Source organism: Pseudomonas sp. Y39-6, from assembly GCF_023651955.1.
Taxonomy (GTDB): domain Bacteria; phylum Pseudomonadota; class Gammaproteobacteria; order Pseudomonadales; family Pseudomonadaceae; genus Aquipseudomonas; species Aquipseudomonas veronii.
The window spans coordinates 3271833-3297531 of sequence record NZ_CP069594.1 but is presented as its reverse complement, the minus strand read 5'-3'; the positions used below and the strand labels follow the sequence as shown (position 1 = coordinate 3297531).

Below are 25699 nucleotides of genomic sequence, written 5' to 3'. Positions count from 1 at the left end.
TAAATTCGAGTTATAGCGTTATAACTAAAAACTAAGGTATTCGTTGCAATGTCACGATATCGCCAGATGGCGTGCGCGCCTGGTATTCACCGTCGCGCTGACGATTCAAGTGGGTAATCCCGGAACCTTCGGCATTCATCAACCAGATCCCGTCCGGCGTCGGCGACCATGTCAGGGGTTTGTCTCCCAGCCATTGCTCGACGCAGGCCACATCGCCCCCCACCGCGGTGGCTTGCTCCAGCAAATCCAGGGCACAGACCTGATCCTGTCGGTGCAGTTGCCAATGTCCGGCCAACTGCGCGGTGGTGGGTAAAACGAGACTGCTAGCCATTGCGTGGGCTCCTGCCGACACGAACAACACCTGTAGGACACAGGCGATCAAATGCACAAAACGCGGCATGTGTATGCCCCTCCTGGAAGCGCGGCGCCACAACGCCGCGCCGGTGCATCAGGCCACGATGTCGCTGACCGCTGCCTGGCCCACGGTGGTGACGAGGAAATCCGCCACGCCGTGCCCGGAGAAGTCCACAGCCAAGGTACCCAGGTGGGTGCCCGAGGCATAGCTCAATACTGCGTCGCCGGCATGCCCGGTGAACGCGTTGACGAAGCTCAGGCCCGCACCTTTGGTGATGCCGCTCAGGTCGATCTTGTCGGCGCCGCTGGTGAAGTCAAAGATCTTGTCCGCCGCACCTGGCTTGGAATCGGAACTGGCACCGAACACAAAGGTGTCGTTGCCGGCGCCGCCCCACAGTTGGTCGGCACCGCCAGCGCCGTAGATGAGGTCGTTGCCGGCCCCGCCCTTGATCAGGTTGGCGGCATTGTTGCCGATGATCAGATCGTTGCCCGCGCCGCCGAAGGCGTTTTCCACGGTGACGCCCTTGGCGATGGACACGTTGCCCACCAGGCCGCCAACGTCGGAGAACGAGGTCTCATTGAGGTTGATCTTCTGGTTCTGGGTGAAACCGGAAAAATCCAGGGTGTCGTTGCCGCCGCCGTCCCAGACCGAAAACACCAGCTTGTCGGCGTTGGCGGTGGCGCTGAGGAAATCACGCCCGGTGTTGGAGTTGAAGCCGTAGGTGGTGTCGCCAGCGCGGGTGGCGTAGTTCGCGCCGTAAAGCTTCTGGATCGCCGCGATATCGTCGATCAACGGCCCGGAGGCATAGGCCTCGACCCCGCCCTTGCTGAAGTTCTGGTTGGTGTTGCTCTCGCTCCAGTAACTCATGAGGCTGTAGCCGCGCGTGTCCTGTCCATAGGTCGCGTCGTTGTAGGTCGGGTTGCCGTTCCCGGCGTTGTAGTCGCCGGGGTGAGCCAGGCCCAGGGTATGACCGATCTCGTGGGTCAGGGTCTGCCGGCCGTAGTTGTTCAGGTCCGGGGTCTTGTTGGGTGTGTAGCTGCTGTTGGTCAGGTACCACGAGGTGCCGTCGTAGCCCGCGCCGGTGCCGGGCAGGTAGGCGAAGGCCGCCGCGCCGTCCTGGCCGCCGCTGTAGTTGCCGAAGGTCATATGCCCATCGCCGCCGCTGGCCTTCTCGGTGAAGGCAACGTTGGCGACATCCGACCAGGACTGCATGGCCAGTGCGGCCTGGGCTTTCTGCTGGCTGTTGAACTGGCTGAAGCCCGAGATGCCATGCTTGTTCAGCGTGCTCGAGGAGGCCGAGGTCAGAAAGGTGTAGGTCAGGTCGATCTTGCCGTTGCCGTCGACGTCCCGGTACGCGGCGCCGTCGCGCAGCAGCTGGGTGGCGGCCTGGTCAACGGAGTAGGAGGGTTTGCCATTGATCGTGAGGTTGCCGCCACGGTCGTACAGATGGCTGAAACTATCGATTTGCGTATACGCAGTGCTGGCTTGCGCGGCAGACACAATAGCCTGGTCTTTTACTTTTGACATAAACGTACTTCCTTGTGTGCAAGTGCATCAGTCTTGGGTCGATAGGAACCCCGCTGGCGAGATCGTCCTATCACTCGCCTCTTTTGAAGGCGTCACGAAACTGACACAACTTGAAATCTTTCGTCTACATCTATTTACGCAGTGAAAACCGACAAGTCGGCAACTTAAGCAAGTCGCGTGCAATGTTTGTAGGGGGTTAGTTGCTTTTGTCCGACAAAAAGCACCGCGCTGTTATTTAAATATTAAATAGCGGTAAAGCCGCTCAACTTGAGCGGCGCACTTGTTTAGATGGATCCAATATATTGTCACGGTGTCATTCGCCGCATTAAAGAGCCAGCATCTTTATAAATACACCGGATTATCGGCAGCTGTTCCAGCCCGTCTCGCGCAATGCCTGCAACAGGGTTTCGCCGTCCAGACCCGGCACCCGCACCCCGTCGTCGGTGGTCATGCTCTCACCGGCCAGCATGGCGTTGACGATCGCCTCCTCCACCGCCTCCGCCGCGGCGAGGAACAGCGGGGACATATGATCGTTATTGACCATCTGCACCGCGCTGCTGAACGCCAGGTCCTTGCGCCCATAGTCCGCCGGGGGCAGCGCCTGATTGCCGGTGGCGAAGGCCAGGAACAGGTCGCCGCTGGAGTCCTCGGTGCCGCCGCCGGTGCGCGCAATGCCGATGGACGCGCGTTGCGCCAGGCGCCGGCATTGATGGGGCAGCAACGGCGCGTCGGTGGCCAGGATCACCACAATCGAGCCCATGCCCGGCGTGCCCCGCTCGGCGAACGGCGATGGGATCGTCATCAACTGCCGGCCCACCGGGTAGCCGTCAACCCGCAGTTCCTGGCGCTTGCCATGGTTGGCCTGCACCAGCACGCCGACCGTCCAGCCGCCCTGCTCCGCCGGCAACCGGCGCGACGCGGTGCCGATGCCGCCCTTGAATTCATGGCAGATCATCCCGGTGCCGCCGCCCACTGCACCTTCCTGTACCGGACCACTTTCGGCGTGGTCCAGCGCCTCGCGCACATGCGCAGGCTTGACGTGCTGGCCCCAGATATCGTTCAGCAGGCCGTCGTAGGTTTCCATCACCACCGGCATGCACCAGTACACGGCCGGGTCCGCCAGACGCTCGCGCTCCAGGGCAATCAGGGTGTCGCGCACAATGCCGAGGCTGTGGGTGTTGGTGATCGCCAATGGCGTGGTCAACAGCCCTGCTTCGCTGATCCACTCCAGGCCCGTGGCGTCGCCATTGCCGTTGAGCACGTGATACCCGGCAAAGCACGGCTGCTGCCGCGCTTCGCCGGCACGCGGCTGGAGCACTGTGACGCCGGTACACACCTGTTTACCGTCGACGCGGGTCTTGAGCGTGCTGTGGCCGACCCGGACGCCGGGAACATCGGTGATGGCATTCAACGCGCCGGGCGTGCCCAGCCCCAACGTGATGCCCAATTGACGTGCGCGCATAACCACTCCTTACAGTTTCTGATACGCCGGACTCAACCGGCCACTGATGCAATACAGAATCACCGACAGCGCCAGCAAGCCGATGATGACCATGATGTCGCGCACCGAAGCCTCCGCGATCAAGGTCATCAACAGATACCCGGCGCCCAGCACCGCCAGCAATGCCGGCAGCGGCCACAAGGGCATGCGATACGGATGTGCGCGCTCACGCAGCAGCACCCGGCTCATCAGCGCACTCAAGGCCACGATCAGGTACACCAGCATGATCAGCAGCACACTGAACGAGGTGAGGTCCGCCAGGTTGGAGCTGAAACTCAGCAGCGCCGAAGGGATCGCCAGGAACAGCGTCGCCAGCCAGGGCGAATCCCAGCGCGGGTGAATGCGCGTGAACAGTTTGTTGATGGTCGGCGTCCACAGGGCGTCGCGGCCGCTGCTGAATACCACGCGGCCGATCTGGATCACGATGGCGACGATGGCGTTGAATACCGAGAGGAAGATCCCGGCACTGACCAGGCGTGACAAGGTTTCGTTGCCATGGCTGGTCAGCAGGTAGCCGATGGGGTCGGGGCTGCTGATCATCGCACTCAGCGACGGCGCGCCGATCAGCAGTGCGGTGATCGGCACCAGTTCGATCACCACCACCAGCCCCAGGGACCACAACACCGCTTTGTGTACGCCCTTGCCGCCGCATTTCATGTCTTCGGCCAGCAGCACCGCCGGCCCGTAGCCATTGAAGGAGAACAGGCCGATGCCGACCGCGCCGATCACCAGGGCCCAGGGCGCCAGGTGCAACATGCCGTTTTCGACGATCTGCGGCTGAAACAGCACGCTGACCGGCTGCACCGGATGGCCGAAGCCGAGGAACACGATCACCAGCAAGGCCGCCACTTCCAGCAGCAGGCAAGTGCCGGTGATCCAGGCATTGAGCTTGATATTGAGGATGCCCAGGGCGTAACTGCACACCACAATGACCAGCGCAACGGTCTGGGCATCGAACCGGGTGCCCAGGGCGTTATTCAAGTAGGTCGCCGCGCCCGTGGCCAGTACCGGTGGGATAAACAGCAACATCACCAGTACCGTCAGGAACGTCGCATAGCCCGCCATGCCGCCGAATACCCGCTTGGCATACACATATTCACCGCCAGCGCTGTTGTGGGCGCGGCCCAGTTCGGCGTAGCAAAAGGCGAACATCAGCGCGAGCAAGGCGGCCATGACAAAGGCCAGGAACACGCCGCTGCCGGCCTGTTGAATGGCGAACGGGGAGATCACGAACACCGAACTGGCGGGCGTCACCGCCGAAACGGTAATGGCCACCACATCGAAGACGCTCAGGGTGGGCTTGAGCACGCCGTCAGGCGCGGGGGAAGCACTCATATCGTTATCCTCTGTCGTTGTTTTTTGTGTGAGGCAGAAACGAAAAGTCTGAAAGTCGTGGGATATGTTTCCCACTCAATGATCGCGAAGTTAAAGCCAGAGCTGTTGTCAGCCAATTCCCCTATTGGCGTACTCCCCTTGACGACACCCGGCAAAAGCCGAACCCTTGGCCGATCTTTTGATGAGGGGAACCTGTGACATGAGCCTGTTCAGGGAAGTCGGCATGCATGCGGGGCTGGGGCGCACCCTGTCACAGATCGGCAGCGAGCGATTCTGGAAACAGCTGGTGCTGTTGTTGCACCAATGCCTGCCGTTCGATAACGCCCTGGCGATTTTCTACCCGCTCGATGGCCTGCCCCAGGCCCTGGAGGAATACGACGCCCAGCCCAGCAGCAAACCGGCGTCGATGCTGGTGTACCTCAACGGCCTGTACGTGCTTGACCCGTTTTTCCAGGCCTGCCGCGAAGGGTATGCCAGCGGCGTGTACCGCCTGGAGGAAGTGGCGCCGGACCATTTCCGCCAGAGCGAATACTTCCTCAACTACTTCCACGACAACGTGCTGGAAGACGAGGTGCAATTCATCCTGCAACTACCTGGCGCGGGCACATTGTCGCTGTCATTGGGCATGCAGCGGCGCTTCAGTGCTGAAGAAACCGGGCTGCTGACCACCTTGGCCGCGTGGGTGCTGCCGTTGATGCAGCAGCATTGGCAGCAAAGCACCCAGCGTGTACCGGCAGCGCAGGCGATGGCCAGCCAGATTCGCGATGCGCTGAGCCATTTCGGCTGCGGCGTGCTCTCGGACCGCGAGCTGGAAGTCGCCCGCCTGGTATTGCGCGGGTTCTCCTCCAAGGCCATGGCCGAGCGCCTGAATATCTCGCCGGATACGGTCAAAGTGCATCGCCGGCATCTGTACGCCAAGCTGGATATTTCTTCGCAGCCGGAGCTGTTCTCGTTGTTTATCCAGTCGTTGGGGCATGACCTGGAAAACCCCTGAATCCAAATGTGGGAGGGGGTTTACGTCCTCCCACATCAGTTCTTCAGCGCCCGGTACGAATGGTGTTCCACACCCGCGTGCGAACCCGGTCGATATTCAGCGGCATCGCTTCCAGCGCGAACAACTTGCCCATCATTTCCGCGCTTGGGTAGATCTTGGTATCGGCCTTGATTGCCGGGTCCACCAGGCTGTCCGCCGCACTGTTGCCGTTGGCGTAATGAACGGAGTTGGTGATGTCGGCCATCACTTGGGGCTCCAGCAAGTAGTTCATGAAGGCATACCCGGCCTTTTCATCCGGGGCGTCGGCGGGCATGGCCACCATGTCGAACCAGATCGCGGCGCCTTCCTTGGGGATCTGATAGCCGATGTTCACGCCATTCTTGGCTTCCTTGGCGCGGCTTTCGGCTTGCAGCACGTCGCCGGAGAAACCGACGGCCACGCAGATGTCGCCATTGGCCAGGTCGCCGGTGTATTTCGAGGAGTGGAAGTACGCCACGTAGGGGCGAACTTTCATCAGCAGCGCCTCGGCTTTCTTGTAGTCCTCAGGCTTCTTGCTGTGGGGTGGCAGCCCCAGGTAATTCAGAGCGATCGGCAACAATTCCGGGCCATTGTCGAGGATGGCCACCCCGCATTTGCTGAGCTTTTGCATGTATTCGGGCTTGAAGATCAGGTCCCAGGAATTCACAGGCGCGTTATCGCCCAGCACTGCCTTGACCTTGTCGACGTTGTAGCCGATGCCGGTGCTGCCCCACAGGTACGGGAAGCCGTGGGCGTTGCCCGGGTCGTTGTTTTCCAGGGCCTTGAGCAGTACCGGGTTGAGGTTCTTCCAGTTGGGCAATTGGCTCTTGTCGAGCTTCTTCAGGGCACCGCCCTGGATCTGCCGCGCCATGAAGTGGTTGGAGGGGAACACCACGTCATAGCCGGAGTTACCGGTCATCAACTTGCCATCGAGGGTTTCGTTGCTGTCGTACACGTCATAGCTGAAACCGATGCCGGTTTGTTTCTGGAAGTTCTTCGTGGTGTCCGGCGCAATGTAGCTCGACCAGTTGTAGATCTTCACCGTCTCGGCGGCCTGGCTGATAGCGGCCACCAACATCAAGGGCAACAGGGCAATGGCTTTCATGGTTCGATTTCCTGGCGGTTTTAGGGCTGTTTTTATGGCAGGCGATCAAGGATCAAAGCGTTACAGGATCAATACATAGGTCTTGCGCACGGTTTCCTGGATATCCCAGGTTCCGCTGCTGTTGGCCGGCAACATCAGTGCATCGCCGGCTTGTAGGTGGACGATTTCACCGTCGTCAGGGGTGAAGGTGCAGCGGCCCTGGATAAAGTGGCAAAACTCCTGGGCTTTGATCTGTCGACGCCAGCGGCCAGGGGTACAGGCCCAGATACCGGTTTCGACGCCGTCGCTGCGCTCGACGCTCAAGGTCGACGCCACGGCGATCGGCTCGCCCAGGGGCACGGCGACCGGTGACGAATCCGGCAGGTGGGCATTCAGCGCGTCTTTGAATTGAGTGATGCTCATGGGGCTACCTGTGTGAGTGGAACGGCTCAGTGCATGAAACTTTCCATGAACCCGGCCACGCCGATCGCCAACTTGCGGCGCCAGGGCGCGGTATTGGGGTTGGCCAATACCTGGTCCTCATGGACAAAACTGCGAATGATCGCGTTGTAGCCCAGCCAGCGGCACGGCTCCGGCTCCCAGGCCTTGAGCGCCTCCAGGCCACGCTCGCGGATCACCCAGGGTTGATGGGTCAACGGCGTCTCCTGGCCCAGGATCAGGTCGGCCAGGGTGCGGCCGCCCAGGTTCGTGGCACCGACGCCCTCCCCGCCGTAGCCGCCGGACAGCGCGATGCCGGTGGCGTGATGGCAGAGCATGTGCGGTCGGAACTGGCGCGACATGCCGAGGTTGCCGCCCCAGGAGTGGGTAATCCGCACGTTTTTCAACTGTGGGAACAGCTCGCCGAACAGGTAGCGACGCAGCGCCACTTCGCTGTCGGTCAAATCGAAGTCGTGGCGCAATTTGCCAGCAAACTGATAACCGCCACGGGCACCGAACACCAGACGGTTGTCGGCCGAGCGCTGGCCATAGGTGACCTGGCGGCTGCTTTCGCCGAAGGCTTGGCCATGCCTCAGGCCGATTTCGTCCCAGGTGCTGGCGGGTAATGGCTCGGTGGCGACGATCAGGCTTTGCACCGGCAGTTGGTAGCGACCCAACGGCGCCAAGGTGGTCGCGTAGCCCTCCACGGCCGGCACCACCCAGGCGGCACGCACGCCGGCCTTTGCAGTGCGCAGGCGGCCGGACTGCCAATGGGTGACGGGCGAGTTTTCGTAGATCTTGACGCCCATGCGTTCCACCACCCGCGCCAGGCCGCGGACCAACTTGGCTGGGTTGATCGTCGCCACATGGGGCGCATAAACCGCGCCAAAGGGCTTGGCGATTCGCAGTTGCTCAGCCAGTTGTTGCGGGCTCAGCCAGCGGTAGTCGGCCTCGGTGAGGCCTTGGGCGTAGAGCTTGTCCAGATAAAGGCGCAGGCTGCTTTCCTGCTCGGGGTAACGCGCGGCGCAGTACAGGGCGCCGCCCTTGCGGTAGTCGCAGTCGATGCCTTCGCGGGCCAGCACCTGCGCCACTTCGTCGGGAATGCCGTGCAGCAGGTCAAACGAAGCACGCCGCTGCTCGGGCGTGAGGCCGGCGAGTAAACGGTCTTCCCCCAACAGGTTGCCCATCAACCAGCCGCCATTGCGCCCGGACGCGCCGAAACCGGCGGTTTGCGCCTCGATGATGGCAATGTTCAGCTCGGGCGCCTGGCGCTTGAGGTAATACGCGGTCCACAGACCGGTGTAACCGGCGCCGATGATGGCCACGTTGACGTCCAGGTCGTGCTCCAGAGACGGCCGCGCCAGCAGCGGGTCGTCCAACTGGTCCATCCATAAACTGATAGTGCGCCATGCCGGCATGCCAGGTTCCCCTACCTCGTTTCGATAGGCTGGATCCTAGAGCGGGATGTCAGGGGCTGTCTTGCGTGCGTGCACGCAGGGAAATGTTGGCGCGACCTGCTGCCCCGTCAACGCCGAATGATTGGCGCTAACCGACGCGGGCAGAGGCTGCGGGGCCGACTATTTATTCTACCCCTTGAAGGAGTACTGGACGTTTACGATAGTCGTTCGACCGCCAACACTGAACTCACAACTCACTACCCCGAATAACTGTTTAAGGGGGATGCTCCTGGTGAGCGACACCTCGCCTTTGTCAGCTGTATAGCTGTTACCGGTTTGATGGTCGACGTAAATAACATCTTTAACACTCTCCCCGCCCACGTGGTATGTACCCGTCGAAATGGTGGGCGGTGTGAGTTGCACTTGAACCGCTTCGAATTTATCCGGGTTCTCGTCAACGGTTCGGGCACCGAAAAATCTCAGCGCACCGTCTTGCTCATCCATAGACACACGGTCCGCTTGAAAGGTGTGACCCGTTCCGTCGATGTTAATGATTCCGTCCATGCGGCCTTCACTCTCTGGACCGTTCGGGTGGGCGGATTTATTGTGCTTAGACATAGCGACACTCCAACTGAAAGAAAAGATGCCTGGGCATTACACTACGAATCCGCGAATGAAAAACCTGTCGAACATGACAGGTTTAACCCACATCTTTTTTATTGCCAGTTGATCTAGCCGACTCGCCCTCAAAGCGCCCTTTAATGTAAGCCTTCGGCGTCAGGCCGGTGTGCTGGCGAAAAGCGCTATAAAACGCCGATAACGAATTGAACCCCGCCGCATAGGCCAAGTCGTCCACGCGTATGGGCGGCCTGGCTTTATCCAGCGCAGCCAGCAAATGCACGAGCCGAGCCTGATTGACATAGCGATAGAAGGTTTGCCCGAGGACTTGATTGAGCAAGTAGGAAATCTGATTGCGACTGTAACCGCACTCCTTGGCAACCCGTTGCAGGTCCAACTCCGGGTCCAGGTAGGGTTGTTGCTGCTGGAAGTAGTGCTGCAGGTCGTTGGCCATATGCCCTAGTTGCTGGGGCGACAGGCCCAGGCGGCTGACGCTCGGGCGCGTGGTTTGGGGGCTGTGCTCATGCACCAGTGACGCATATTCGTTGACCCGCCAGATCAGCCCGTCGCGCACGGTGATGGCCTCACTGGTACGGAACGACACCAGGCCCTGCCCGCCGCGCAGGGTGATGCGGTACTGGATGAACGCGGTGTCGCCATCGGCGCGAATGCGGTCCATGTGCTCGATGGCCTCGTCGGGCCCGCGCGGCATGCTGGCTTGCAGGTACTCGCGCAGTTCGGCGTAGCCGACGACGCGGTTCTGGAAGAAGTCGTGGTACTGGATGTGCGGATGGTAGTAAGACATCACGCCATCCAGGTCGCGATGACGCCAGCACAGGTGGTGGCGCGTCACTAGCTCGCGCGTGGCGTGGGTGTGCTGGCAATCATCGTCCGCGGCGGTGTGGGGCATGCATGGCTCTACGACGGGTAAAAGGTGGAGGTTGCCGAATTTCAGCGCTGCCATCAATGGCCGACGGCAACTTCTGACTAATGGCCTTTTGCCCAGCCTTTAGCAAGACATGACACACGTCAAGCTATAGGAAAAGAACCGCCGAACGGGGCGAAAAAACTGCCCTTGCATTTATGAACGAATGTTATTTTTACACTCTCACTCGCTGTGACCAGTGACGGTCATGGCCCCCTGCCGCGAGCTAAAGGAAGCGCTCAATGAACAAGGTGGGCAACATGAACAAAGTGACATTCCCCAACGCCTGCCAGCTGATGCGCTGGCATTTCCATCCCATGGGCTTCGAAGGGAGCATGGACGCTCCCGGCAGTATGGTCGCGCGTCTGTTCGACCGCGCCAGCGGCGAGACGCTGATCGCCATCGCTGGCATCCCCTGCGCCACCGTGATGAATGCTACCGATGTAGAGCGCATCATCGAAGCGGTGGAAGCGGAGCTGGAGTGTTTTGTGCCGCCGCATTTGTTAAGGGCTTGAACACGACCAGCGGTGCGCCAGTCGAGCGGTCTATCGACTGATGCACCGCTATTGCGGGCAAGCCCCTACATAGGGCCTGTGCCAGACAGTGCTTAGCGCTGATCGTCAAAGAACGCTTTCCTGGCGTCGACCCGCTCCGAGGCCTTCGGCACATTCACGGCCTGACCCTCGGGTTTTTCCACATACCAGTAGCAATGGCTGACCGCGCGGGTAATGCCGACATACGCCAGGCGCAGCACTTCGTCTTTTTGCGCGTTGTCGTAGGGTTCAGTGTCGCCGGCCTTGCCCAGGCCCGCCATGCGGTACACCTGGTTCTTGTACGGCGAACGGGTGACGTGTTGGCAATCCCCAAGCAGGAACACCGCATCCGCCTGCAGGCCTTTGGCGCTGTGATAGGTCAATTGTTTGAGCCTGCGCGCCGCGGGCGGCAAGCTAGAATCCACATTAACTACAGATTGAATATGCTCACTAATCAATAACTTATCGCTACTTTTTCGATACAGCATTAACACCGAATCGCCCTTTTGATAGTGCTCCTGCAGGCGCCGGCCCAAGGCCGCATCGTCGCGTTCCAGTACCGTAACGGGCACCAACGCCTTGGGTATGCCGCTGGCCTTGGCCTTCTTGCCGGGGATCGCCGGCGCGGCGCGCACAATGTGTTCGGCGGCATCGATGATGTGCTGATGGCTGCGATAGTTCTCGCCGAGCATGACGCGGGTGGTACTCGGTGCCGGGAATTCCTGGTTGAACTGCATGAAGTACTTCGGCGAACTGCCGCGCCAGCCATAGATCGACTGCCAGTCATCCCCTACGCACAGCAGTGACGAATGCTGGGCGCCGCGTCCTACATGCATGGCTGGCCCACGGCTGCGGATTTCACGCAGGCTGGCGCGCAGCCAGGAGACGATCTGCGGCGAGACGTCCTGGAACTCGTCGATCATCAGGTGTGACAGCGGCCGCAACAGGGGGTCGCTGAGCAACTTGAGGTTTTCCGGGGTGTTTTCGCCAAACAGCGAGAACATGCGGTTGTAGGTCATGATCGGCGGCGACTGGTCGAGCAGATGATCTTCCAGAGCTTTCCAGAAAATGCTCAAGGCCTCGAAGAAGCCGCGGTCCGGATCGTCTTTGGCGAAATTCATCTGGCCCACGGCACTGGGCACGTCCAGACCGAGGTTCTCGATGAAACCTGCGGCCATGACAAAACAGTCCAGCAACGGCGCCGACGCCAGCTCGCCTTTGACCTTGTAATCGAACCCCGGCCCCGCACTGGCATCACCGGCCAGGCTGCTTAAAAGACGCTTGGACGACTCATAACTATCAAGCCATATCAAAGGCTTACGGCAGAATGCTTGAAACAGGGTGCGCTTGACCGCCCATTCCGCACGCACCGACAGCTTGGCATTGGGGCGGCTGAGCTGGGCGTTTTCCCGCGAATCGAAGCCCAGCACGACCCAGGCATCCAGCTCGGGAATATAGCCATGGCAATGGAATTGCGCGCCATTGATCTCCACGGTCTGGCGACTCGGCTCGATCCCTTTGATCGGCCAGGCGCCCGCGCGAAACCACAGGTCTTCAATCACGTCACACAGCTCTTCATCGCGCTTGGCGGCCAGTTCTGTCACGGCCATGCGCTTCTGCACGTCCGGGTGATCACGCTCCAGCTCCTTGAGCTGCAAACCATGGCGCGCCAGCGGTGCAATCAGTTCGCGAAAGCGCGGGTGCTGGCCGTACAGCCGGTGGTAGCAGGCGTTCATCTGCTGGCGTTGCGCCTCGTTGAGGCGCAGGTCGAACGGGTTGCTGTCTGCGTCCTCGAATCCCGCACTGAGATTCTCGAACGCCTGCAGCCGCTCGAAGCCCGGCAGGCTGCGCACCATCGGCAGGATGCGCGAGTGAAAGGTCCGCACCACGGCCTGAGCTTCTTTGATATCAAGGGGTTGCCCCCACAAGCTGAGCACTTCCATGAGCTTGTTGATGAAGTCCTTGCGCGACTCACGGGTGAACGTCACCACGGTCATCGAGCTCAGCTCGAAACCCAGGTAATGGGTGAGCAGCAGGATACGCAACACCAGCGAGGTGGATTTGCCCGCACCGGCACCGGCGATCACCGAGGTGGACGGCGTGTCGCTGAAGATCATCTTCCATTGGGCGGCGCTGGGCTGCGCGTGAGCCGGCAGCAAGCGTGCCACATCGGCCTTGATGCGTTTTTTCAGATCGGCCGTGAGGGGCAGCCGCCAATCATCGAACAGGTTGTCATCCACCCCCGGCGCACGGTGTTCTTCCGGGCGGAAGTCGCGAATCAGCAGGACCTGCCGGCCTTCTTCGATGCCGTCGGCCTTGCCCTCGCGATAGCCGTACTCCACACCCGCCTCGTGCCCACTGCGAAAACCGTCGGCCTGCCCATGCAGCCAGGAAAACCGGTGTTGTGCGCGCAAGCGGGTCAAGCCATGCCCGAACAAGCGGGCGGCGAGCCGTTTCAACCATGGCATTTCGGCCAGGGGGCGCAATTCAGGGGGCAGATCAGGCTTTTGTTGCGGCACGCGGACTCCTGCGATGAGCTGGGTGTTGACGAGTGCGCCATGGTCGCCGGAATCGCCGCGCAGTTCCAGCCAATTGCTTTGCCGTCATGCAGTTAGGCGATGAAGTGAAAGTCAAAGCATCCGAAACCAATCCAATTGATCGATAGGAATAAGGCATTTTTTACGCTTTTTATCGATCATGCACTGTTGGATGATGACCCCATCAACTGGAGACGATCATGCTCGAATTACGACCTTTCACCGCCCTGGGCGGCGCCCATCATGGCTGGCTTGACGCCCATCATCACTTTTCATTCGCTGAGTACCACGATCCCCAGCGCATGCACTGGGGCAATCTGCGGGTCTGGAACGACGACATCATCGCGCCCGGCACCGGGTTTCCCCAGCACCCGCATCGCGACATGGAAATCATCACCTATGTGCGCGAAGGTGCCATCAGCCATGCCGACAACCTCGGCAACAAGGGCCGCACCGAGGCGGGTGACGTGCAGGTCATGAGCGCCGGCACCGGGATTGCCCACAGCGAATACAACCTGGAAGCCACCCCCACCAAGATTTTCCAGATCTGGATCATCCCCAACGAAGCCGGCCTGCCGCCGTCATGGGGCGCCAAGCCGTTTCCGAAAGGTGACCGCGAAGGGTTTGTGACCCTGGCCAGCGGCAAGGCCGGTGACAGCGAGAGCCTGCGCATTCGTGCGGATGCGCGCCTGGTGGCGGCCAACCTGAAAGCCGGGGAAACTGCCGAATACCGCCTGGACAGCGGGCGTCGCGCCTACCTGGTGCCGGCGACGGGGGTGATTGAGGTCAATGGCTTGCGCGCGCACGCGCGAGACGGTGTCGCGGTGGAAGATGAACAGCTGTTGCGCGTGACCGCGATAGAAGACAGCGAGATCGTGCTGGTCGACCTGGCCTGATCTCGAGGCGAAATGTAGGCGCGGGCTGACCCGCGCCTATATTGACTGAGGCGTGTCAGCCAGCGCTGATTGCACCGTCAACCAGTACCTGCGCCTCTTGCACCAGTTGCTTGAGGTGATCTTCACCGATGAAGCTCTCGGCGTAGATCTTGTAGATGTCCTCGGTGCCCGATGGCCGTGCGGCGAACCAGCCGTTTTCGGTCATGACTTTCAAACCGCCGATCGCCTGGTTGTTGCCCGGCGCATGGCTGAGGATCTGCTGGATGCGCTCCCCGGCCAATTCGGTGGACGTCACCTGCTCCGGCGACAGTTTGCCCAGCAACGCCTTCTGCGCCGGGGTGGCCTTGGCGTCGACGCGAATCGCGAACGGTTCGCCCAGAGCGTCGGTCAGGCCACGGTAGATCTGGCTGGGGTCCTGGCCTTTGCGCGAGGTCATTTCTGCCGCGAGCAGCGCCGGGATCAAACCGTCCTTGTCGGTGCTCCACACGGTGCCGTCCTTGCGCAGGAACGAAGCGCCGGCGCTTTCCTCACCGCCAAAACCCAGCGAACCGTCGAACAGACCGTCGGCAAACCACTTGAAGCCGACCGGCACTTCGTACAGGCGCCGTCCGATGCGCGCCGCGACGCGATCGATCAAGCCGCTGCTGACCACGGTCTTGCCCACGGCCGCATCGGCGCGCCAGCCGGGACGGTTCTGGAACAGGTAGTCGATGGACACGGCCAGGTAATTGTTCGGCGCCAACAGGCCGCCGGACGGGGTGACGATGCCGTGGCGATCGTGGTCCGGGTCGCAGGCGAAGGCCACGTCGAAACGCTCCTTGAGTCCGATCAAGCCCTGCATGGCGTAGCTGGACGACGGGTCCATGCGGATCTGGCCATCCCAGTCGACGCTCATGAAGCGGAAGGTCGGATCGACTTCGGTGTTGACCACGTCCAGGTTCAAGCGGTAGTGCTCGGCAATCGCCGACCAGTAGCGCACCCCGGCGCCGCCCAGCGGATCGACGCCCAAACGCAGGTCGGCGCTGCGAATGGCGTCCATGTCGATCACATTGATCAGGTCGGCCACGTAGCTGTTGAGGTAGTCATGGCGATGGGTGGTGTCGGCTTTGAGCGCTTGGGCGTGGGTGATGCGTTTGACCCCGGCCAGCCGATTGGCCAGCAGCTCGTTGGCCTTGGCCTCGATCCATTTGGTGACGTGGGTATCGGCCGGACCGCCGTTGGGCGGGTTGTACTTGTAGCCGCCGCTTTGCGGCGGGTTGTGGGACGGCGTGATGACAATGCCGTCGGCCAGGCCGCTGGTGCGACCGCGGTTATAGCAGATGATGGCGTGGGAAATGGCTGGGGTCGGCGTGTATTCATCGCCCTCGGCGAGCATCACATGCACACCGTTGGCCGCCAGGACTTCCAGCGCGCTGGCCCCCGCAGGCGTCGACAATGCATGGGTGTCGAGGCCGACGAACAACGGCCCGTCGATACCTTGGGCTTCGCGGTACAGGCAGATGGCCTGGCTGATGGCGAGCACATGCCATTCGTTGAAGCTCAGTTCGAACGAGCTGCCCCGGTGCCCGGAAGTCCCGAACGCGACGCGCTGGGTGGAGATCGCTGCATCGGGCTGACCGGTGTAATAGGCCGTAACCAGTCGCGGGATATCTACCAGCAACTGGGCTGGCGCCGGTTTGCCCGCAAAAGGACTGATTGTCATGCATAAACCTCGGAAAGAAGGATTCGGAAAAAATGACAGTTTACTGAGAGTTGGACTGCCGCGCGATGTTATAGATCCCACACCAGCAAGAGATTTTTCACACGCTAGGCGCTCTGCGCCTGCAACAAGGCCTGCGCCAGCGCATCCAATGCCGCGTCCAGGTTCGGGTGCCCGTTGAACGCATGGCTCAGCCGTAGTTGCTGATGATGCAAGCCACTGAGGCTGAACAATTCCCCCGGGGCAATCACCACCTGTTGCGCCAGCAGGCGCTGGAACACCTGGCGCATGTCCACCGGCACCGACGCGTGCAGCCAGAAACTCGCCCCGGCCAGCGGCATGCGGTAAGTCACCCGCCCTGCCAGGCGCTGATCCAGGCGCTGGCTCATGGCGTCGGCCTGTTCACGCAGGCGCTGGCGCAACGTCTGCAGGTGCTGGTCCAGCCGCCCGCTTTGATACAGGTGGGCAATTGCGCGTTGGCGGATCGACGACAGGCGAAACGAACGCAGCAGGAACTGGCGCTGCAGCTCACTGCTCAGGTGGCGTGACAGTACATAGCCGAACGGTGCTTCCGGGCCGAGTACTTTTTCGAACGACGAAAATACAATCAGCCGTTCGGGGTTGACCTGATTGCGCAGCGCCGTGTGGTTCTGCGCAAAACCCAACTCGCCAAAGGTGTCATTCTCCAGCAGCCAGCAGCCATATTCTTCGAGCAACTGAGCCACCCGCAAGCGCTCATAGTTGAGCATGACGTTGCCCGACGGCATGCCCACCACCGACGACAGCAGCACCAAGTGGACGGGCTCATGGCGCAACAGGTGTTCGAGCCGCGCTAGGTCCAGGCGACCGTCGACCTGCCAGGGCAACTCAATGACGCGCACGCCAGCAGCCTGCAGCAGGCGCAGTATTAACCAGTCGCAGGGGGACTCGACCAATACCGCGGCGCCCTTGAGACCCAGTACATCAATGAGTATTTCCAATACACCGCGCAGATCGGCACCGATGTAGACGTCATCGGCCTGCCAGCAGCGGGTCGGCGATGAGGTGTAACGCGCCGCCAACGCGGCGCGCAGCTCCCAGACGCCGCAAGGCTGCGACCAGGGTTGCAGCTGGCGTGGGTGGCGGCGCACCAGTTGGCGTTCGAGCATCAGCAATGCGCCGTCCAGCGCTCCCAGCAGCGCCGGTTCATCGCCGCTGAGTACCACCATTCCGGGCCGCCGCGCCGCCGCATACAGGCGCTCCAATAGATCGGCGCCCGCCGCCATCAGCGGATTGGCTGCCACGGGCCAGGCGAAATAACCCGATTTGGCCACCGAATACACCCGCCCTTCCTTTTCCAGCAGGGAGTATGCGTATTGAATCGTCGAGATCGACACATTCAGGCGCGTCGCCAACTGCCGCAAAGAAGGCAGTTTGACGGGCATGTCCAGGCTGACTTCGTTGATCAGGTTGATCATGTAGCGGTACACCGCCTGGTAGGCGAAATCCGCCTGCCGCTCACCTCGCAGGTTCATGACTGTCTACCTGGACGCACACACCGACGCACCCGCCTAGCGCCCGAACAACTGAAACGCCCGCGCCTCGGCGTTGGTCTGCAGGCGTGCGGCCCGGCGCTTGCGCGCATCGGCGCCCTGTTCAACCGCCAACGGGCGCTTGCGGTAAAGGTGCTGGAGCAGAGGCAGCGGCAAGCCGCTGGTGTCGATCGCCCATTGCTGCAGCATGTCGGCAGCCGGCTTGCCCTGGAGCACCTTGTGCAACTCGGGGAGTGCCACCAGCATGCCGGGGTGGCATTGACGCAGGTAACCCTCCAGCCGCTCACCATGATGGATGAAGGGCGAGAACAACAAACAGGTCAACTGGGCCTCCTCCAGGCCAAAGAACTCTTGGGCGTAGGCCGTCGACTGCACACGCCCTTCCCCACCGCAGGCCTCTGCGATCAAATGTTCAGGAATTTGCCGGCGACACAGGTAGTCCATCGCCTGGCGCAGAAAACCCGCCACGCCGTCCTCGTAGGACAGCTCGCGCAGGCACTGGGCCTGCACCCCGCGCAGGTGAGCCATCAGCAGCGGGTTGGGGTAGGCCGGATGACTGAAGTGAAAACCAAACGGATCGGGGACGTAGCCCAGGAAGTCGCTGAGCAGAGGGGTTGAAGCAACGTCGACGTTATTAAGCAGGTCGGCGATACCAATGTAGGCCAAATGGCGGTGCCCACCCCGGCCGGGGCTCTCATGGGCAACGTATTGCTCGCCATAGAGGTCTTGATAACAGCCGTTGCTCCACTCCTCCATGCGCGCGAACAACCCGGTGAGCGAGGCCGGCTTGCCCGGCGCAGTGCTGACGCCGGCCGCTTGGGCCGCCTTTTTCAACCACGCCAGGTACTGGCTCTGCTTGCGCGGCGAATCACCGCTGACCAGCGCATGCACCCCTCCGTTCCAGGTGGTGACACGCTGGTAGAAATCCCCCAGGGACAGGTAAGTATCGTTACACAACGTCGCGCGAATATCCCCGGAGGTCAGGTGCCCCACCATCAGCATATTGCGCTGGCTGACCTCCCGGCCCGCACCTGAGGCCGGGCGCTGGTGGTTGAACGGCTGCACTACCTGGTTTTCCACCATCAGCAGCTCGACCCGCGGGTCGTCGTGGAAAAACAGTGTGCTGTAGCCATGCTGCAGGCTATCCAGCGTGGCCTGGGTCATGCCGGCATGTCGGAGCGTCGCCACACGCAAGTTGAAAGTCCTGGGCGCGCGGCCCGCGATAGTCAGTTGCGCCGCACGCAGCAGTGCCAGGGTATAGCTGCTGACTTCGCCGCCCCCATGGGCAACCAACACTTTGTAATCGCCCACTTGTTCCATGCCACCGGCAGCCACGACAATTCGCTGAATCAATAATTGAAGTGCAGTACGTTCGGCGCGCGTGAAGTGCCCGACCAAACGTTGCAGAACTTGCTGATAAACATAGTTCATGGCTTGTTCGTGAATTGCGCTCATAGTTCTACTACCTGAGTTGAAATATCAGTTCCAAGTAACTGCCGAGGTTATTTGCTCGACCCATTAGATGCGTAGGAATGTCGTCACACCGCGTGGCGTAACGATAAATAAACCTTAGCACGCCGTAACAATTCGACAGGGAACGCCAATTGTGTGCCCTTCGCGCCGCCTCTCCTTGAGACCCTTGCGCCAGGGCGTCCTGGCTACCCTAGGACCGTTCCGACAATGCCCTACACCGGCTTAAGCAGGAAACTAAGGATGCATCCGACATAAAGAAAAGATCCAGTTCAACCAATCAAACTTCAATAAATTGGAGTTACCTATCCCAACAGCCGCACCCTGTCTCGCAGGCAAGCATCGCGATAATTTAATTTCATATGTATCAGGCCGGAACGTCAGACATTCAATCATTGCTCAATCCTTGAGATGAGAGTGAAGTCACGATTATCGGCACTGGCATAATGATTAACAGATACAGAACGCCGCAAGAAACCAGTTCAGATGGCAATTGGGCAAGCCGTTGATTACGCGCACACACAGATGCCGCGCTGGAATACAGCGCGGCATCGGGGGGAAAGCTCGTGTTTTGCGGGGCCTGGCGCCCTGATGGCAGCTTAAACGCCGCGAGGGTTAAGCCCTGACAAATGGCGCATTTGCCCCATCCGTTCAGACGCCGGAGTATTCATTTGCGAATACTCCTACAGCTCAAACAGCTTCAACCTGCAATGCGACGCGCTCACGGCACGGGCATTCGTCCATGTAGCGGTGCGCTTCGACGAACTGACTGAATGGAAACACGGTGGTTTTCAGCGGGACCAGCACACGGTCGGCGGTCATCTGGTTGATGTCGCGCAACGCGCGCTGCAATGCCACTTGGTCCTGGGCGATGCCCAGCTCCGGTTTGCCGGTGAAGTTGCCGATGCAATGCACAAAGAACTGAATATTCTTCTGGAACGCCGCACAGGCCGGGAATGGCGTCTGGTTGCCACCTTGCAGGCCATACAGCACCAGGCTGCCACGCGGCGCCAACACATCACCGAGTAACGACATCTGCGGGCCGCCCAAGCCATCGAACACCACGTCAACGCCGCGATTATCGGTGAACTTGTTGATTTGCATGAGCAGGTCCTGCTCTTCGGTGACGATGACCTTTTCCGCCCCGAGGGACAGCAGGTACTCGCGCTCCGCGCTGTCCTTGGTCGCGGCAATCACACGCACACCCAAGGCCTTGCCCAGTTGCACAAAGGACGGGCCGGCGCAGTGGCTGGCGTCGGTCACCAAGGCAAACTGGCCGGGTTTGACCCGCGCCAAGTCCACATATGCAAAATATGCAATCAACAGCGGCGTGTAATGCACGCTGGCTTCGATCGGGCTCAAGACATCCGGATAACGGGTCAACGCCGAACGGGGCAGGACGATTTGTTCGCCATATACCGGGTAATCATTGGGGCTCTCGGCGGGAAAACTGGCGACTTTATCGCCCACGGCCAAGTCATCCACGCCGTCGCCCAGGGCTACGACCACCCCGGCCATCTCGTGGCCAAGGCCGGACGGCAAACGTGCATGGGAAGACGCCAGGTTCTGGCGCCACAAAATGTCATACCAACTGATGCCAATTGCCTCGACTCGTACCTGCACTTCGCCCGGTGCAGGCTGCGCGGCTGCATGCTCTTCGCACTTGAGCACCTCAGCCGGACCAAACTTGTGAAAACGGATCGTGCGGGACATCGCAAACCTCGTCAAAGTAACCTCTATTGCCCTGAACTCTATCTGGGCTTTCCGGGTAAGACCACCGGTCGCCGTTAATAGTCGACATGTCTGTCATTGATTCCGCGACTGAGGAATAGACCTCAACTATCGTAGGAAAACTCAATTAGCCGGTGCAGAGTACCAGCCTTTCCCCGTAAGATTCATGCCGGTCATGCTCCGAGCATGGAGATCATAGGGATCATGTATGGCCGCTCTCGTCAAGTTTACAGACTCATCCAGGACACAAGATGAACCGTAACGACCTGCGTCGTGTCGACCTTAACCTCTTGATCGTATTCGAAACCTTGATGCATGAGCGCAGTGTGACCCGTGCCGCCGAGAAATTGTTCCTCGGCCAGCCGGCCATCAGCGCGGCACTGTCGCGCCTGCGCGGTCTCTTCGATGACCCTCTGTTTGTGCGTACCGGGCGCAGCATGGAGCCGTCGGCCCGCGCCGTGGAAATTTTCGCCCTGCTGTCCCCGGCCCTGGACTCGATTTCCACCGCCGTCAGCCGCGCCGCCGAATTCGACCCGGCCACCAGCACCGCCGTGTTCCGCATCGGCCTGTCGGACGACGTCGAGTTCGCCCTGCTCCCCCAACTGCTCAAACGCCTGCGCGCCGAAGCCCCCGGCATCGTGCTCGTCGTGCGCCGTGTCAATTACATCCTGATGCCCGGCCTGCTCGCCTCCGGCGAAATCTCCATCGGCGTCAGCTACACCGCCGAGCTACCGGCCAACGCCAAGCGCAAGGTACTGCGCCGCAGCCTACCGAAACTGCTACGCGCCGACAGCGTGCCCGGCGCCCTCAGCCTGGACGACTTCTGCGCCCGCCCTCATGCGCTGGTGTCGTTTGCCGGGGACTTGAGTGGGTTTATTGACGAAGAACTCGAAAAGCTCGACCGCAAACGCCATGTGGTGTTGGCCGTGCCGCAATTCAACGGCCTGGGCACCCTGCTTGCCGGGACCGACATCGTCGCCATCGTACCGGACTACGCCGCCGAGGCCCTGACCGCGGCGGGCGGCTTGCGAGCCGAGGATCCGCCACTGCCGGTGCGCTCGTTCGAGTTGCACATGGCATGGCGGGGCTCGCAGGACAATGATCCGGGTGAGCGTTGGTTGCGATCGCGGATTCAGATGTTTTTTGGGGACCCGGATAGCCTTTGAGATCGACCAGTTCGCATTTCAAGGCATGCCAGCCGCCATCACTCATGCGTGAGTGAGGTACCAGCGCCAGTCCTGCTCCCCGACTTCAGCATTGAATGTACGGAACTCGCGCCACTTGATCGCCAGGAACACCTTCAGGAATTCAGCCCCCAACGCCTCACGTGCCCACGTTGAACGTTGCAGTGCCTGCAACGCTGTAAGCCAGTCGGTGGGTAGAAAATCGGTCGCCTGTTCATAGCCATTGCCCACAATCGCCGCGCCAGGATCGCTTTGATGAGTGATGCCGTGGTGAATGCCCGCCAGTACTGCGGCGGCAGCGAGATAGGGGTTGGCATCGGCACCGCAAATACGGTGTTCGATGTGCCGACTTATCGCGGGGCCGCCGGGTACGCGGAACGACACAGTACGATTGTTGACGCCCCAACTTTTGGCCAGCGGCGCGTAACTGCCGGTCTGGAAGCGTCGATATGAATTGGCATGCGGGCAAAATATCGCCAGCGAGTCAAACAAGGTCTCCATCATCCCACCGATGGAGTGCCGCAACAGCGGCGTGCCCTGTGGGTCTTCGCTCGCATACAGGTTGTGACCCTGCTCGTCGGCCAGGCTGACGTGCAAATGCATACCGCTACCGGCCTGATCGCTGAATGGCTTGGCCATGAAGCACGCTTGCAGCCCATGTTGGTTGGCCACGCCTTTGACCAAGCGTTTGTAACGTACACCTTCATCAATGGCTTGGAGTGCGTCGAAACGATGCTCCAGCGTCAACTCGAGCTGGCCCGGAGCGTACTCGGAGATCGCCGTGCGTACCGGCAGCCCTTGCAGCGCGCAAGCTGCGTAGAGGTCATCAAGAAAAGGTTGAAGCTGTTCCAGTTCGTATACGCCATACACCTGTGGCGCATGAGGGCGTAAGCCATTGGTCTGCAACGCTGGCTGCGGCCGACCGTTGACGTCGCGTTGTTGGTCCAGCAGGTAAAACTCCAACTCAACGGCCATGACCGGATGGAATCCATCGGCTTTCAACCGCTCGATGGTGTTCACCAGGACATGGCGCGGGTCGGCCGGTGCGGCGGGAATACCTTGGGTCGGGTGCATGCTCACCTGCACTTGGCCTGTTGGGTTGGTACGCCAGGGTTGCAAGGTCAGGCTTCCCGGCAGGGGGTAAGTCCAGCAATCAGCGTCAGCGACGTCCCAGACCAGGCCAGTCTCGTCTACGTCTTCACCCTGCACGGTCAGGGCGAGAATCGAACTTGGCAGCGGCCGACCATTTTCGTAGATCGCCAGCAGTTCGTCGCGATGCAACAGTTTGCCCCGTGGAACACCATTGGCGTCGATAAGAAACAACTCGATGCTCAGCACTTCAGGGTGGGCGGCCAGATAATCCTGAGCCTCTTTTTTATCAGCAAATTGCATGTCAAACCTCTCAGCGCTCATTCAAGCGACTTGGCAGTATGTGAGAAAAGTTGGGCTTCAGACGTCCAGTCATGAAGGGGTGACGCGAGCGCCAGGTAGGGCAAGCAGCGTGGTCAGCGCGCTATCCAACTCACCGATCAGCCTGTCGATATCCGCCTGACTTGTCTGCGGACAGCACAGGGTCATGTTGTGAAAAGGCGTGATCAGGATGCCGCGGTTGATTAGATAAAGGTGCAGAGCCATTTGAAGGCTGTCATGAAAAGCCGCTTCGGCTTGCGCGCCTGTTCTGGGCGACGTGGCACAGAATTGAAACTCACAACGAGCCCCCAACTCTGTGACAGACCAGTTCAGTTGGTGGCGCTTGAACAACGCTCGAAATCCCTGGGCGAGTCTTGAGGCCAGGGGCAGCATGTGCTGGTACGCAGACGCTGTCATGACCTCTTCAAGACTGACTCGCATGCAATGCATCGCCAGGGCGTTGGCGGACAGCGTCGTTCCCATTCCACTGTGGCCATGCCCGCCACTCTCTTCGCTGACGGCCTTCTGCGCGTCGCGCATGGCCAAGGCGACTTGCTCGCTAATGCCAAACACCGCGCATGGCACGCCACCTGCGATGGGTTTACCCACCACGAAAAAGTCGGGTTTCAAATCCCACTGGCGAGTGCATCCACCGATGCCGGTGGAAATAGTGTGGGTCTCATCAATGACCAACAGGCTGCCATATTTAAGGGTCAACTCTCGGCACTTCTGCATGAATCCCGGATCGGGCAGGACCATGCCTATGTTCGTCATCGCCGGCTCGCACATCAGCGCGCACACATCGCCCTGGGCTAACGCCGCTTCAAGCGCGTCGACGTCGTTGAAGGGGATGGATCGACTGTATTGGGTCAAGTCGTAGGCTTGGCCCACAAGGCCGGCACGGCGCACTGTTTTGCCGTCGCGGTAGCGCACCATCACGTCATCTACGGTGCCGTGATAACAGCCGTCGAACACCAGCAACACATTACGTTTGGTGATAGCGCGCGCCCAGCGCAACACATAACGATTGGCGTCCGTCGCATTGGCGGTCACCTGCCAATAAGGCAGCTCGAATCGCTGAGCCAGCAACTCGCCGCAGACCACCGCGTCTTCGCCAGGCAGCATGGTGGTCAAGCCATTATTTGCCTGCTCGGCGATAGCGCGGGCAATAGGGTCCGGTGAATGGCCAAACATCGTGCCGGTGTCGCCCAGGCAGAAGTCAATGTATTCATGATCGTCAACATCGGTGAAGCGTGCGCCTTTGGCACGCTGGACGAAGAGCGGTGAAGGCATCGACCAATCGCTCATCCAGTGCATGGGAACACCATTGAACAGATGAGCCTTGGCACGCTTGGCGAGCGCCATTGACGTGGGGTTGTTTTGTATAAAACGGGCACGTTCGGAGGCGGTAAAAGCAGCAATCGCTGATTCACTAATTCCACTTTTCGACATGATAAAAACCCTCTTTTAATTATTACATTAATTAAAATTCGTCACCGTCGAGATAAAAGACAATCCATCGCCACACTCACTCCCCTCTCAGTTCGTGAATGACTGAAAACAACGCGCCAACCTCTTACAACTTGAGTGTTCGCCGTCAGTATTTGCAGCGCGGATTAACCTATGCCTGGGTATATTGCGGTGAGCGCAGAAACTTTATTTGGATCATTAATTTATCCCGCTGAATAATCTGAGGTTCAGGGAATAAACCGACGTAACTTGAAGTCAGGCGTGAGGAGCCTTGTTCTCGACCAGACAGTTCCCGCCGTCCACCACAAGGACTTCACCCGTGATGTAACTGGCGTCAGGCGACGCCAGAAATGCAACCGCCGCCGCCACTTCACGGGGGTTGCCTGCCCGTCCAATCGGGGTAAAGCGCCCCGCCTCTGCTTCAACGGGCGTGGTTGAGCCGGTGGTGATCCATCCGGGAGCCACGCTGTTTACAGTAATCCCCTGCTTGGCGACTTCAAGTGCAAGCCCCATGTTCATGCCAACCATCGCGGCCTTGGCTGCGCTATAAGCGGCCTCGCCCAGATTGCTCCCCCGAGTGCCCGTGGTGGAACTAATATTGACAATGCGCCCATAACTTCGCGCCCGCATACCGGGCAAAACGGCCCGAGTTAAAAGAAAAGCCGTGGTTAAGTTTCTTGCCAGTGAAAGATCCCATTCATGCAGTTCCATACTCGCCAATTCCGAAAAAATCTCAGGGCTTCCTTGCATGGCCATACCGGCGTTATTCACCAGGATATCGACCCGCCCCCAGACTGACTCTGCCCACAGGCTGAATTCACGCACTTGGCTTTCATCGGTGAGGTCAGCTGGCCGGCCTTCAACTTCAAACCCTTCGAGGCGTAGCTCTTTAACCCGATCCGCGATGCGGTTGCTGCTGGCAGTGATGATCAACTTCGCCCCGGATGCACCTAGCCTGCGAGCGATCGCCATACCAATGCCAGCTTCACTTCCAGCACCACTGACAAGTGCCACATGCCCCATCAACTCGGTATTTAACATGGTG

General features: G+C 60.3%; 21 protein-coding genes. 4 read left to right on the top strand and 17 right to left on the bottom strand.

Going from position 1 to position 25699, the window contains the following annotated elements:
* Positions 1–31: 31 nt before the first annotated feature.
* The 4 genes from JN756_RS15025 to JN756_RS15010 all read right to left on the bottom strand — a co-directional run bounded on the left by JN756_RS15025 (position 32) and on the right by JN756_RS15010 (position 4718).
* Positions 32–400, bottom strand: coding sequence for an AprI/Inh family metalloprotease inhibitor (locus tag JN756_RS15025; RefSeq protein ID WP_017845713.1), 369 nt, complete (start codon positions 398–400; stop codon positions 32–34).
* 48 nt (positions 401–448) lie between these two features.
* Complete coding sequence (locus JN756_RS15020) at positions 449–1882, bottom strand: serralysin family metalloprotease (RefSeq protein ID WP_046383347.1); 1434 nt, start codon at positions 1880–1882, stop codon at positions 449–451.
* A gap of 358 nt (positions 1883–2240) precedes the next feature.
* Entirely contained in the window at positions 2241–3344 is a 1104-nt protein-coding gene (locus JN756_RS15015) for a DmpA family aminopeptidase (protein WP_201022220.1), read from the bottom strand.
* A gap of 9 nt (positions 3345–3353) precedes the next feature.
* Positions 3354–4718 (bottom strand): APC family permease, encoded by a 1365-nt coding sequence (locus JN756_RS15010; RefSeq protein WP_201022219.1) that lies wholly within the window; start codon positions 4716–4718, stop codon positions 3354–3356.
* A gap of 199 nt (positions 4719–4917) precedes the next feature.
* Between JN756_RS15010 and JN756_RS15005 the strand changes: the two genes are divergently transcribed.
* On the top strand, positions 4918–5712 hold the full coding sequence (locus JN756_RS15005) for a helix-turn-helix transcriptional regulator (protein WP_017845709.1): 795 nt from the start codon (positions 4918–4920) through the stop codon (positions 5710–5712).
* 43 nt (positions 5713–5755) lie between these two features.
* Here the strand turns inward: JN756_RS15005 and JN756_RS15000 are convergent, their stop codons facing one another.
* From JN756_RS15000 to JN756_RS14980, 5 genes are all read right to left on the bottom strand, one after another.
* Positions 5756–6835 carry a polyamine ABC transporter substrate-binding protein gene (locus JN756_RS15000; RefSeq protein WP_017845708.1) on the bottom strand — a complete coding sequence of 360 codons (1080 nt, stop codon included), beginning with the start codon at positions 6833–6835 and terminating at the stop codon, positions 5756–5758.
* A 60-nt stretch (positions 6836–6895) separates the two neighbouring features.
* Positions 6896–7237: a cupin domain-containing protein gene (locus JN756_RS14995; protein WP_046383344.1), complete on the bottom strand. Its 342-nt coding sequence runs from the start codon at positions 7235–7237 to the stop codon at positions 6896–6898.
* Positions 7238–7263: 26 nt separating this feature from the next.
* The gene (locus JN756_RS14990) at positions 7264–8670 is read right to left on the bottom strand and encodes an NAD(P)/FAD-dependent oxidoreductase (RefSeq protein ID WP_104903137.1); all 1407 of its coding nucleotides are present in this window, start codon (positions 8668–8670) and stop codon (positions 7264–7266) included.
* Positions 8671–8838: 168 nt separating this feature from the next.
* A complete protein-coding gene (locus tag JN756_RS14985) occupies positions 8839–9267 on the bottom strand; it encodes a hypothetical protein (RefSeq protein ID WP_057004053.1) in 429 nt (142 codons plus the stop codon).
* Between the two features lie 82 nt (positions 9268–9349).
* Positions 9350–10177, bottom strand: coding sequence for a helix-turn-helix transcriptional regulator (locus JN756_RS14980; protein WP_046383340.1), 828 nt, complete (start codon positions 10175–10177; stop codon positions 9350–9352).
* Positions 10178–10434: 257 nt separating this feature from the next.
* Between JN756_RS14980 and JN756_RS14975 the strand changes: the two genes are divergently transcribed.
* Entirely contained in the window at positions 10435–10707 is a 273-nt protein-coding gene (locus JN756_RS14975) for a DUF1652 domain-containing protein (RefSeq protein ID WP_017845703.1), read from the top strand.
* Between the two features lie 92 nt (positions 10708–10799).
* Here JN756_RS14975 and JN756_RS14970 read toward each other — a convergent pair whose 3' ends face one another.
* On the bottom strand, positions 10800–13244 hold the full coding sequence (locus JN756_RS14970; protein WP_201022218.1) for a UvrD-helicase domain-containing protein: 2445 nt from the start codon (positions 13242–13244) through the stop codon (positions 10800–10802).
* A gap of 218 nt (positions 13245–13462) precedes the next feature.
* On the opposite strand from JN756_RS14970, the gene JN756_RS14965 reads away from it, so the two are divergent.
* Positions 13463–14158 carry a pirin family protein gene (locus tag JN756_RS14965; protein WP_057004051.1) on the top strand — a complete coding sequence of 232 codons (696 nt, stop codon included), beginning with the start codon at positions 13463–13465 and terminating at the stop codon, positions 14156–14158.
* Positions 14159–14213: 55 nt separating this feature from the next.
* Here JN756_RS14965 and pgm read toward each other — a convergent pair whose 3' ends face one another.
* From pgm to JN756_RS14945, 4 genes are all read right to left on the bottom strand, one after another.
* Positions 14214–15860 carry a phosphoglucomutase (alpha-D-glucose-1,6-bisphosphate-dependent) gene (gene pgm / locus JN756_RS14960; RefSeq protein WP_046484153.1) on the bottom strand — a complete coding sequence of 549 codons (1647 nt, stop codon included), beginning with the start codon at positions 15858–15860 and terminating at the stop codon, positions 14214–14216.
* Between the two features lie 104 nt (positions 15861–15964).
* Positions 15965–17371, bottom strand: coding sequence for an aminotransferase-like domain-containing protein (locus tag JN756_RS14955; RefSeq protein ID WP_169864516.1), 1407 nt, complete (start codon positions 17369–17371; stop codon positions 15965–15967).
* A 36-nt stretch (positions 17372–17407) separates the two neighbouring features.
* Positions 17408–18844: a hypothetical protein gene (locus JN756_RS14950; protein WP_046484150.1), complete on the bottom strand. Its 1437-nt coding sequence runs from the start codon at positions 18842–18844 to the stop codon at positions 17408–17410.
* A 705-nt stretch (positions 18845–19549) separates the two neighbouring features.
* Positions 19550–20572: a zinc-dependent alcohol dehydrogenase family protein gene (locus JN756_RS14945; protein ID WP_017845697.1), complete on the bottom strand. Its 1023-nt coding sequence runs from the start codon at positions 20570–20572 to the stop codon at positions 19550–19552.
* Between the two features lie 269 nt (positions 20573–20841).
* Here JN756_RS14945 and JN756_RS14940 point away from each other — a divergent pair, with 269 nt between their 5' ends.
* Complete coding sequence (locus tag JN756_RS14940; protein WP_057004049.1) at positions 20842–21756, top strand: LysR family transcriptional regulator; 915 nt, start codon at positions 20842–20844, stop codon at positions 21754–21756.
* Between the two features lie 42 nt (positions 21757–21798).
* Here JN756_RS14940 and JN756_RS14935 read toward each other — a convergent pair whose 3' ends face one another.
* From JN756_RS14935 to JN756_RS14925, 3 genes are all read right to left on the bottom strand, one after another.
* The gene (locus JN756_RS14935; RefSeq protein WP_201022217.1) at positions 21799–23166 is read right to left on the bottom strand and encodes a glutamine synthetase family protein; all 1368 of its coding nucleotides are present in this window, start codon (positions 23164–23166) and stop codon (positions 21799–21801) included.
* Positions 23167–23235: 69 nt separating this feature from the next.
* On the bottom strand, positions 23236–24636 hold the full coding sequence (locus tag JN756_RS14930) for an aspartate aminotransferase family protein (RefSeq protein WP_201022216.1): 1401 nt from the start codon (positions 24634–24636) through the stop codon (positions 23236–23238).
* A 273-nt stretch (positions 24637–24909) separates the two neighbouring features.
* A complete protein-coding gene (locus JN756_RS14925; protein WP_201022215.1) occupies positions 24910–25695 on the bottom strand; it encodes an SDR family NAD(P)-dependent oxidoreductase in 786 nt (261 codons plus the stop codon).
* Between the last annotated feature and the right edge of the window lie 4 nt (positions 25696–25699).

Excerpts from the sequence above, each read along its gene's own strand:
- JN756_RS15025 (WP_017845713.1), bottom strand. The coding sequence starts at position 400 with ATGCCGCGTTTTGTGCATTTGATCGCCTGTGTCCTACAGGTGTTGTTC.
- JN756_RS15020 (WP_046383347.1), bottom strand. The coding sequence starts at position 1,882 with ATGTCAAAAGTAAAAGACCAGGCTATTGTGTCTGCCGCGCAAGCCAGC.
- JN756_RS15015 (WP_201022220.1), bottom strand. The coding sequence starts at position 3,344 with ATGCGCGCACGTCAATTGGGCATCACGTTGGGGCTGGGCACGCCCGGC.
- JN756_RS15010 (WP_201022219.1), bottom strand. The coding sequence starts at position 4,718 with ATGAGTGCTTCCCCCGCGCCTGACGGCGTGCTCAAGCCCACCCTGAGC.
- JN756_RS15005 (WP_017845709.1), top strand. The coding sequence starts at position 4,918 with ATGAGCCTGTTCAGGGAAGTCGGCATGCATGCGGGGCTGGGGCGCACC.
- JN756_RS15000 (WP_017845708.1), bottom strand. The coding sequence starts at position 6,835 with ATGAAAGCCATTGCCCTGTTGCCCTTGATGTTGGTGGCCGCTATCAGC.
- JN756_RS14995 (WP_046383344.1), bottom strand. The coding sequence starts at position 7,237 with ATGAGCATCACTCAATTCAAAGACGCGCTGAATGCCCACCTGCCGGAT.
- JN756_RS14990 (WP_104903137.1), bottom strand. The coding sequence starts at position 8,670 with ATGCCGGCATGGCGCACTATCAGTTTATGGATGGACCAGTTGGACGAC.
- JN756_RS14985 (WP_057004053.1), bottom strand. The coding sequence starts at position 9,267 with ATGTCTAAGCACAATAAATCCGCCCACCCGAACGGTCCAGAGAGTGAA.
- JN756_RS14980 (WP_046383340.1), bottom strand. The coding sequence starts at position 10,177 with ATGCCCCACACCGCCGCGGACGATGATTGCCAGCACACCCACGCCACG.
- JN756_RS14975 (WP_017845703.1), top strand. The coding sequence starts at position 10,435 with ATGAACAAGGTGGGCAACATGAACAAAGTGACATTCCCCAACGCCTGC.
- JN756_RS14965 (WP_057004051.1), top strand. The coding sequence starts at position 13,463 with ATGCTCGAATTACGACCTTTCACCGCCCTGGGCGGCGCCCATCATGGC.
- pgm (WP_046484153.1), bottom strand. The coding sequence starts at position 15,860 with ATGACAATCAGTCCTTTTGCGGGCAAACCGGCGCCAGCCCAGTTGCTG.
- JN756_RS14955 (WP_169864516.1), bottom strand. The coding sequence starts at position 17,371 with ATGAACCTGCGAGGTGAGCGGCAGGCGGATTTCGCCTACCAGGCGGTG.
- JN756_RS14950 (WP_046484150.1), bottom strand. The coding sequence starts at position 18,844 with ATGAGCGCAATTCACGAACAAGCCATGAACTATGTTTATCAGCAAGTT.
- JN756_RS14945 (WP_017845697.1), bottom strand. The coding sequence starts at position 20,572 with ATGTCCCGCACGATCCGTTTTCACAAGTTTGGTCCGGCTGAGGTGCTC.
- JN756_RS14940 (WP_057004049.1), top strand. The coding sequence starts at position 20,842 with ATGAACCGTAACGACCTGCGTCGTGTCGACCTTAACCTCTTGATCGTA.
- JN756_RS14935 (WP_201022217.1), bottom strand. The coding sequence starts at position 23,166 with ATGCAATTTGCTGATAAAAAAGAGGCTCAGGATTATCTGGCCGCCCAC.
- JN756_RS14930 (WP_201022216.1), bottom strand. The coding sequence starts at position 24,636 with ATGTCGAAAAGTGGAATTAGTGAATCAGCGATTGCTGCTTTTACCGCC.
- JN756_RS14925 (WP_201022215.1), bottom strand. The coding sequence starts at position 25,695 with ATGTTAAATACCGAGTTGATGGGGCATGTGGCACTTGTCAGTGGTGCT.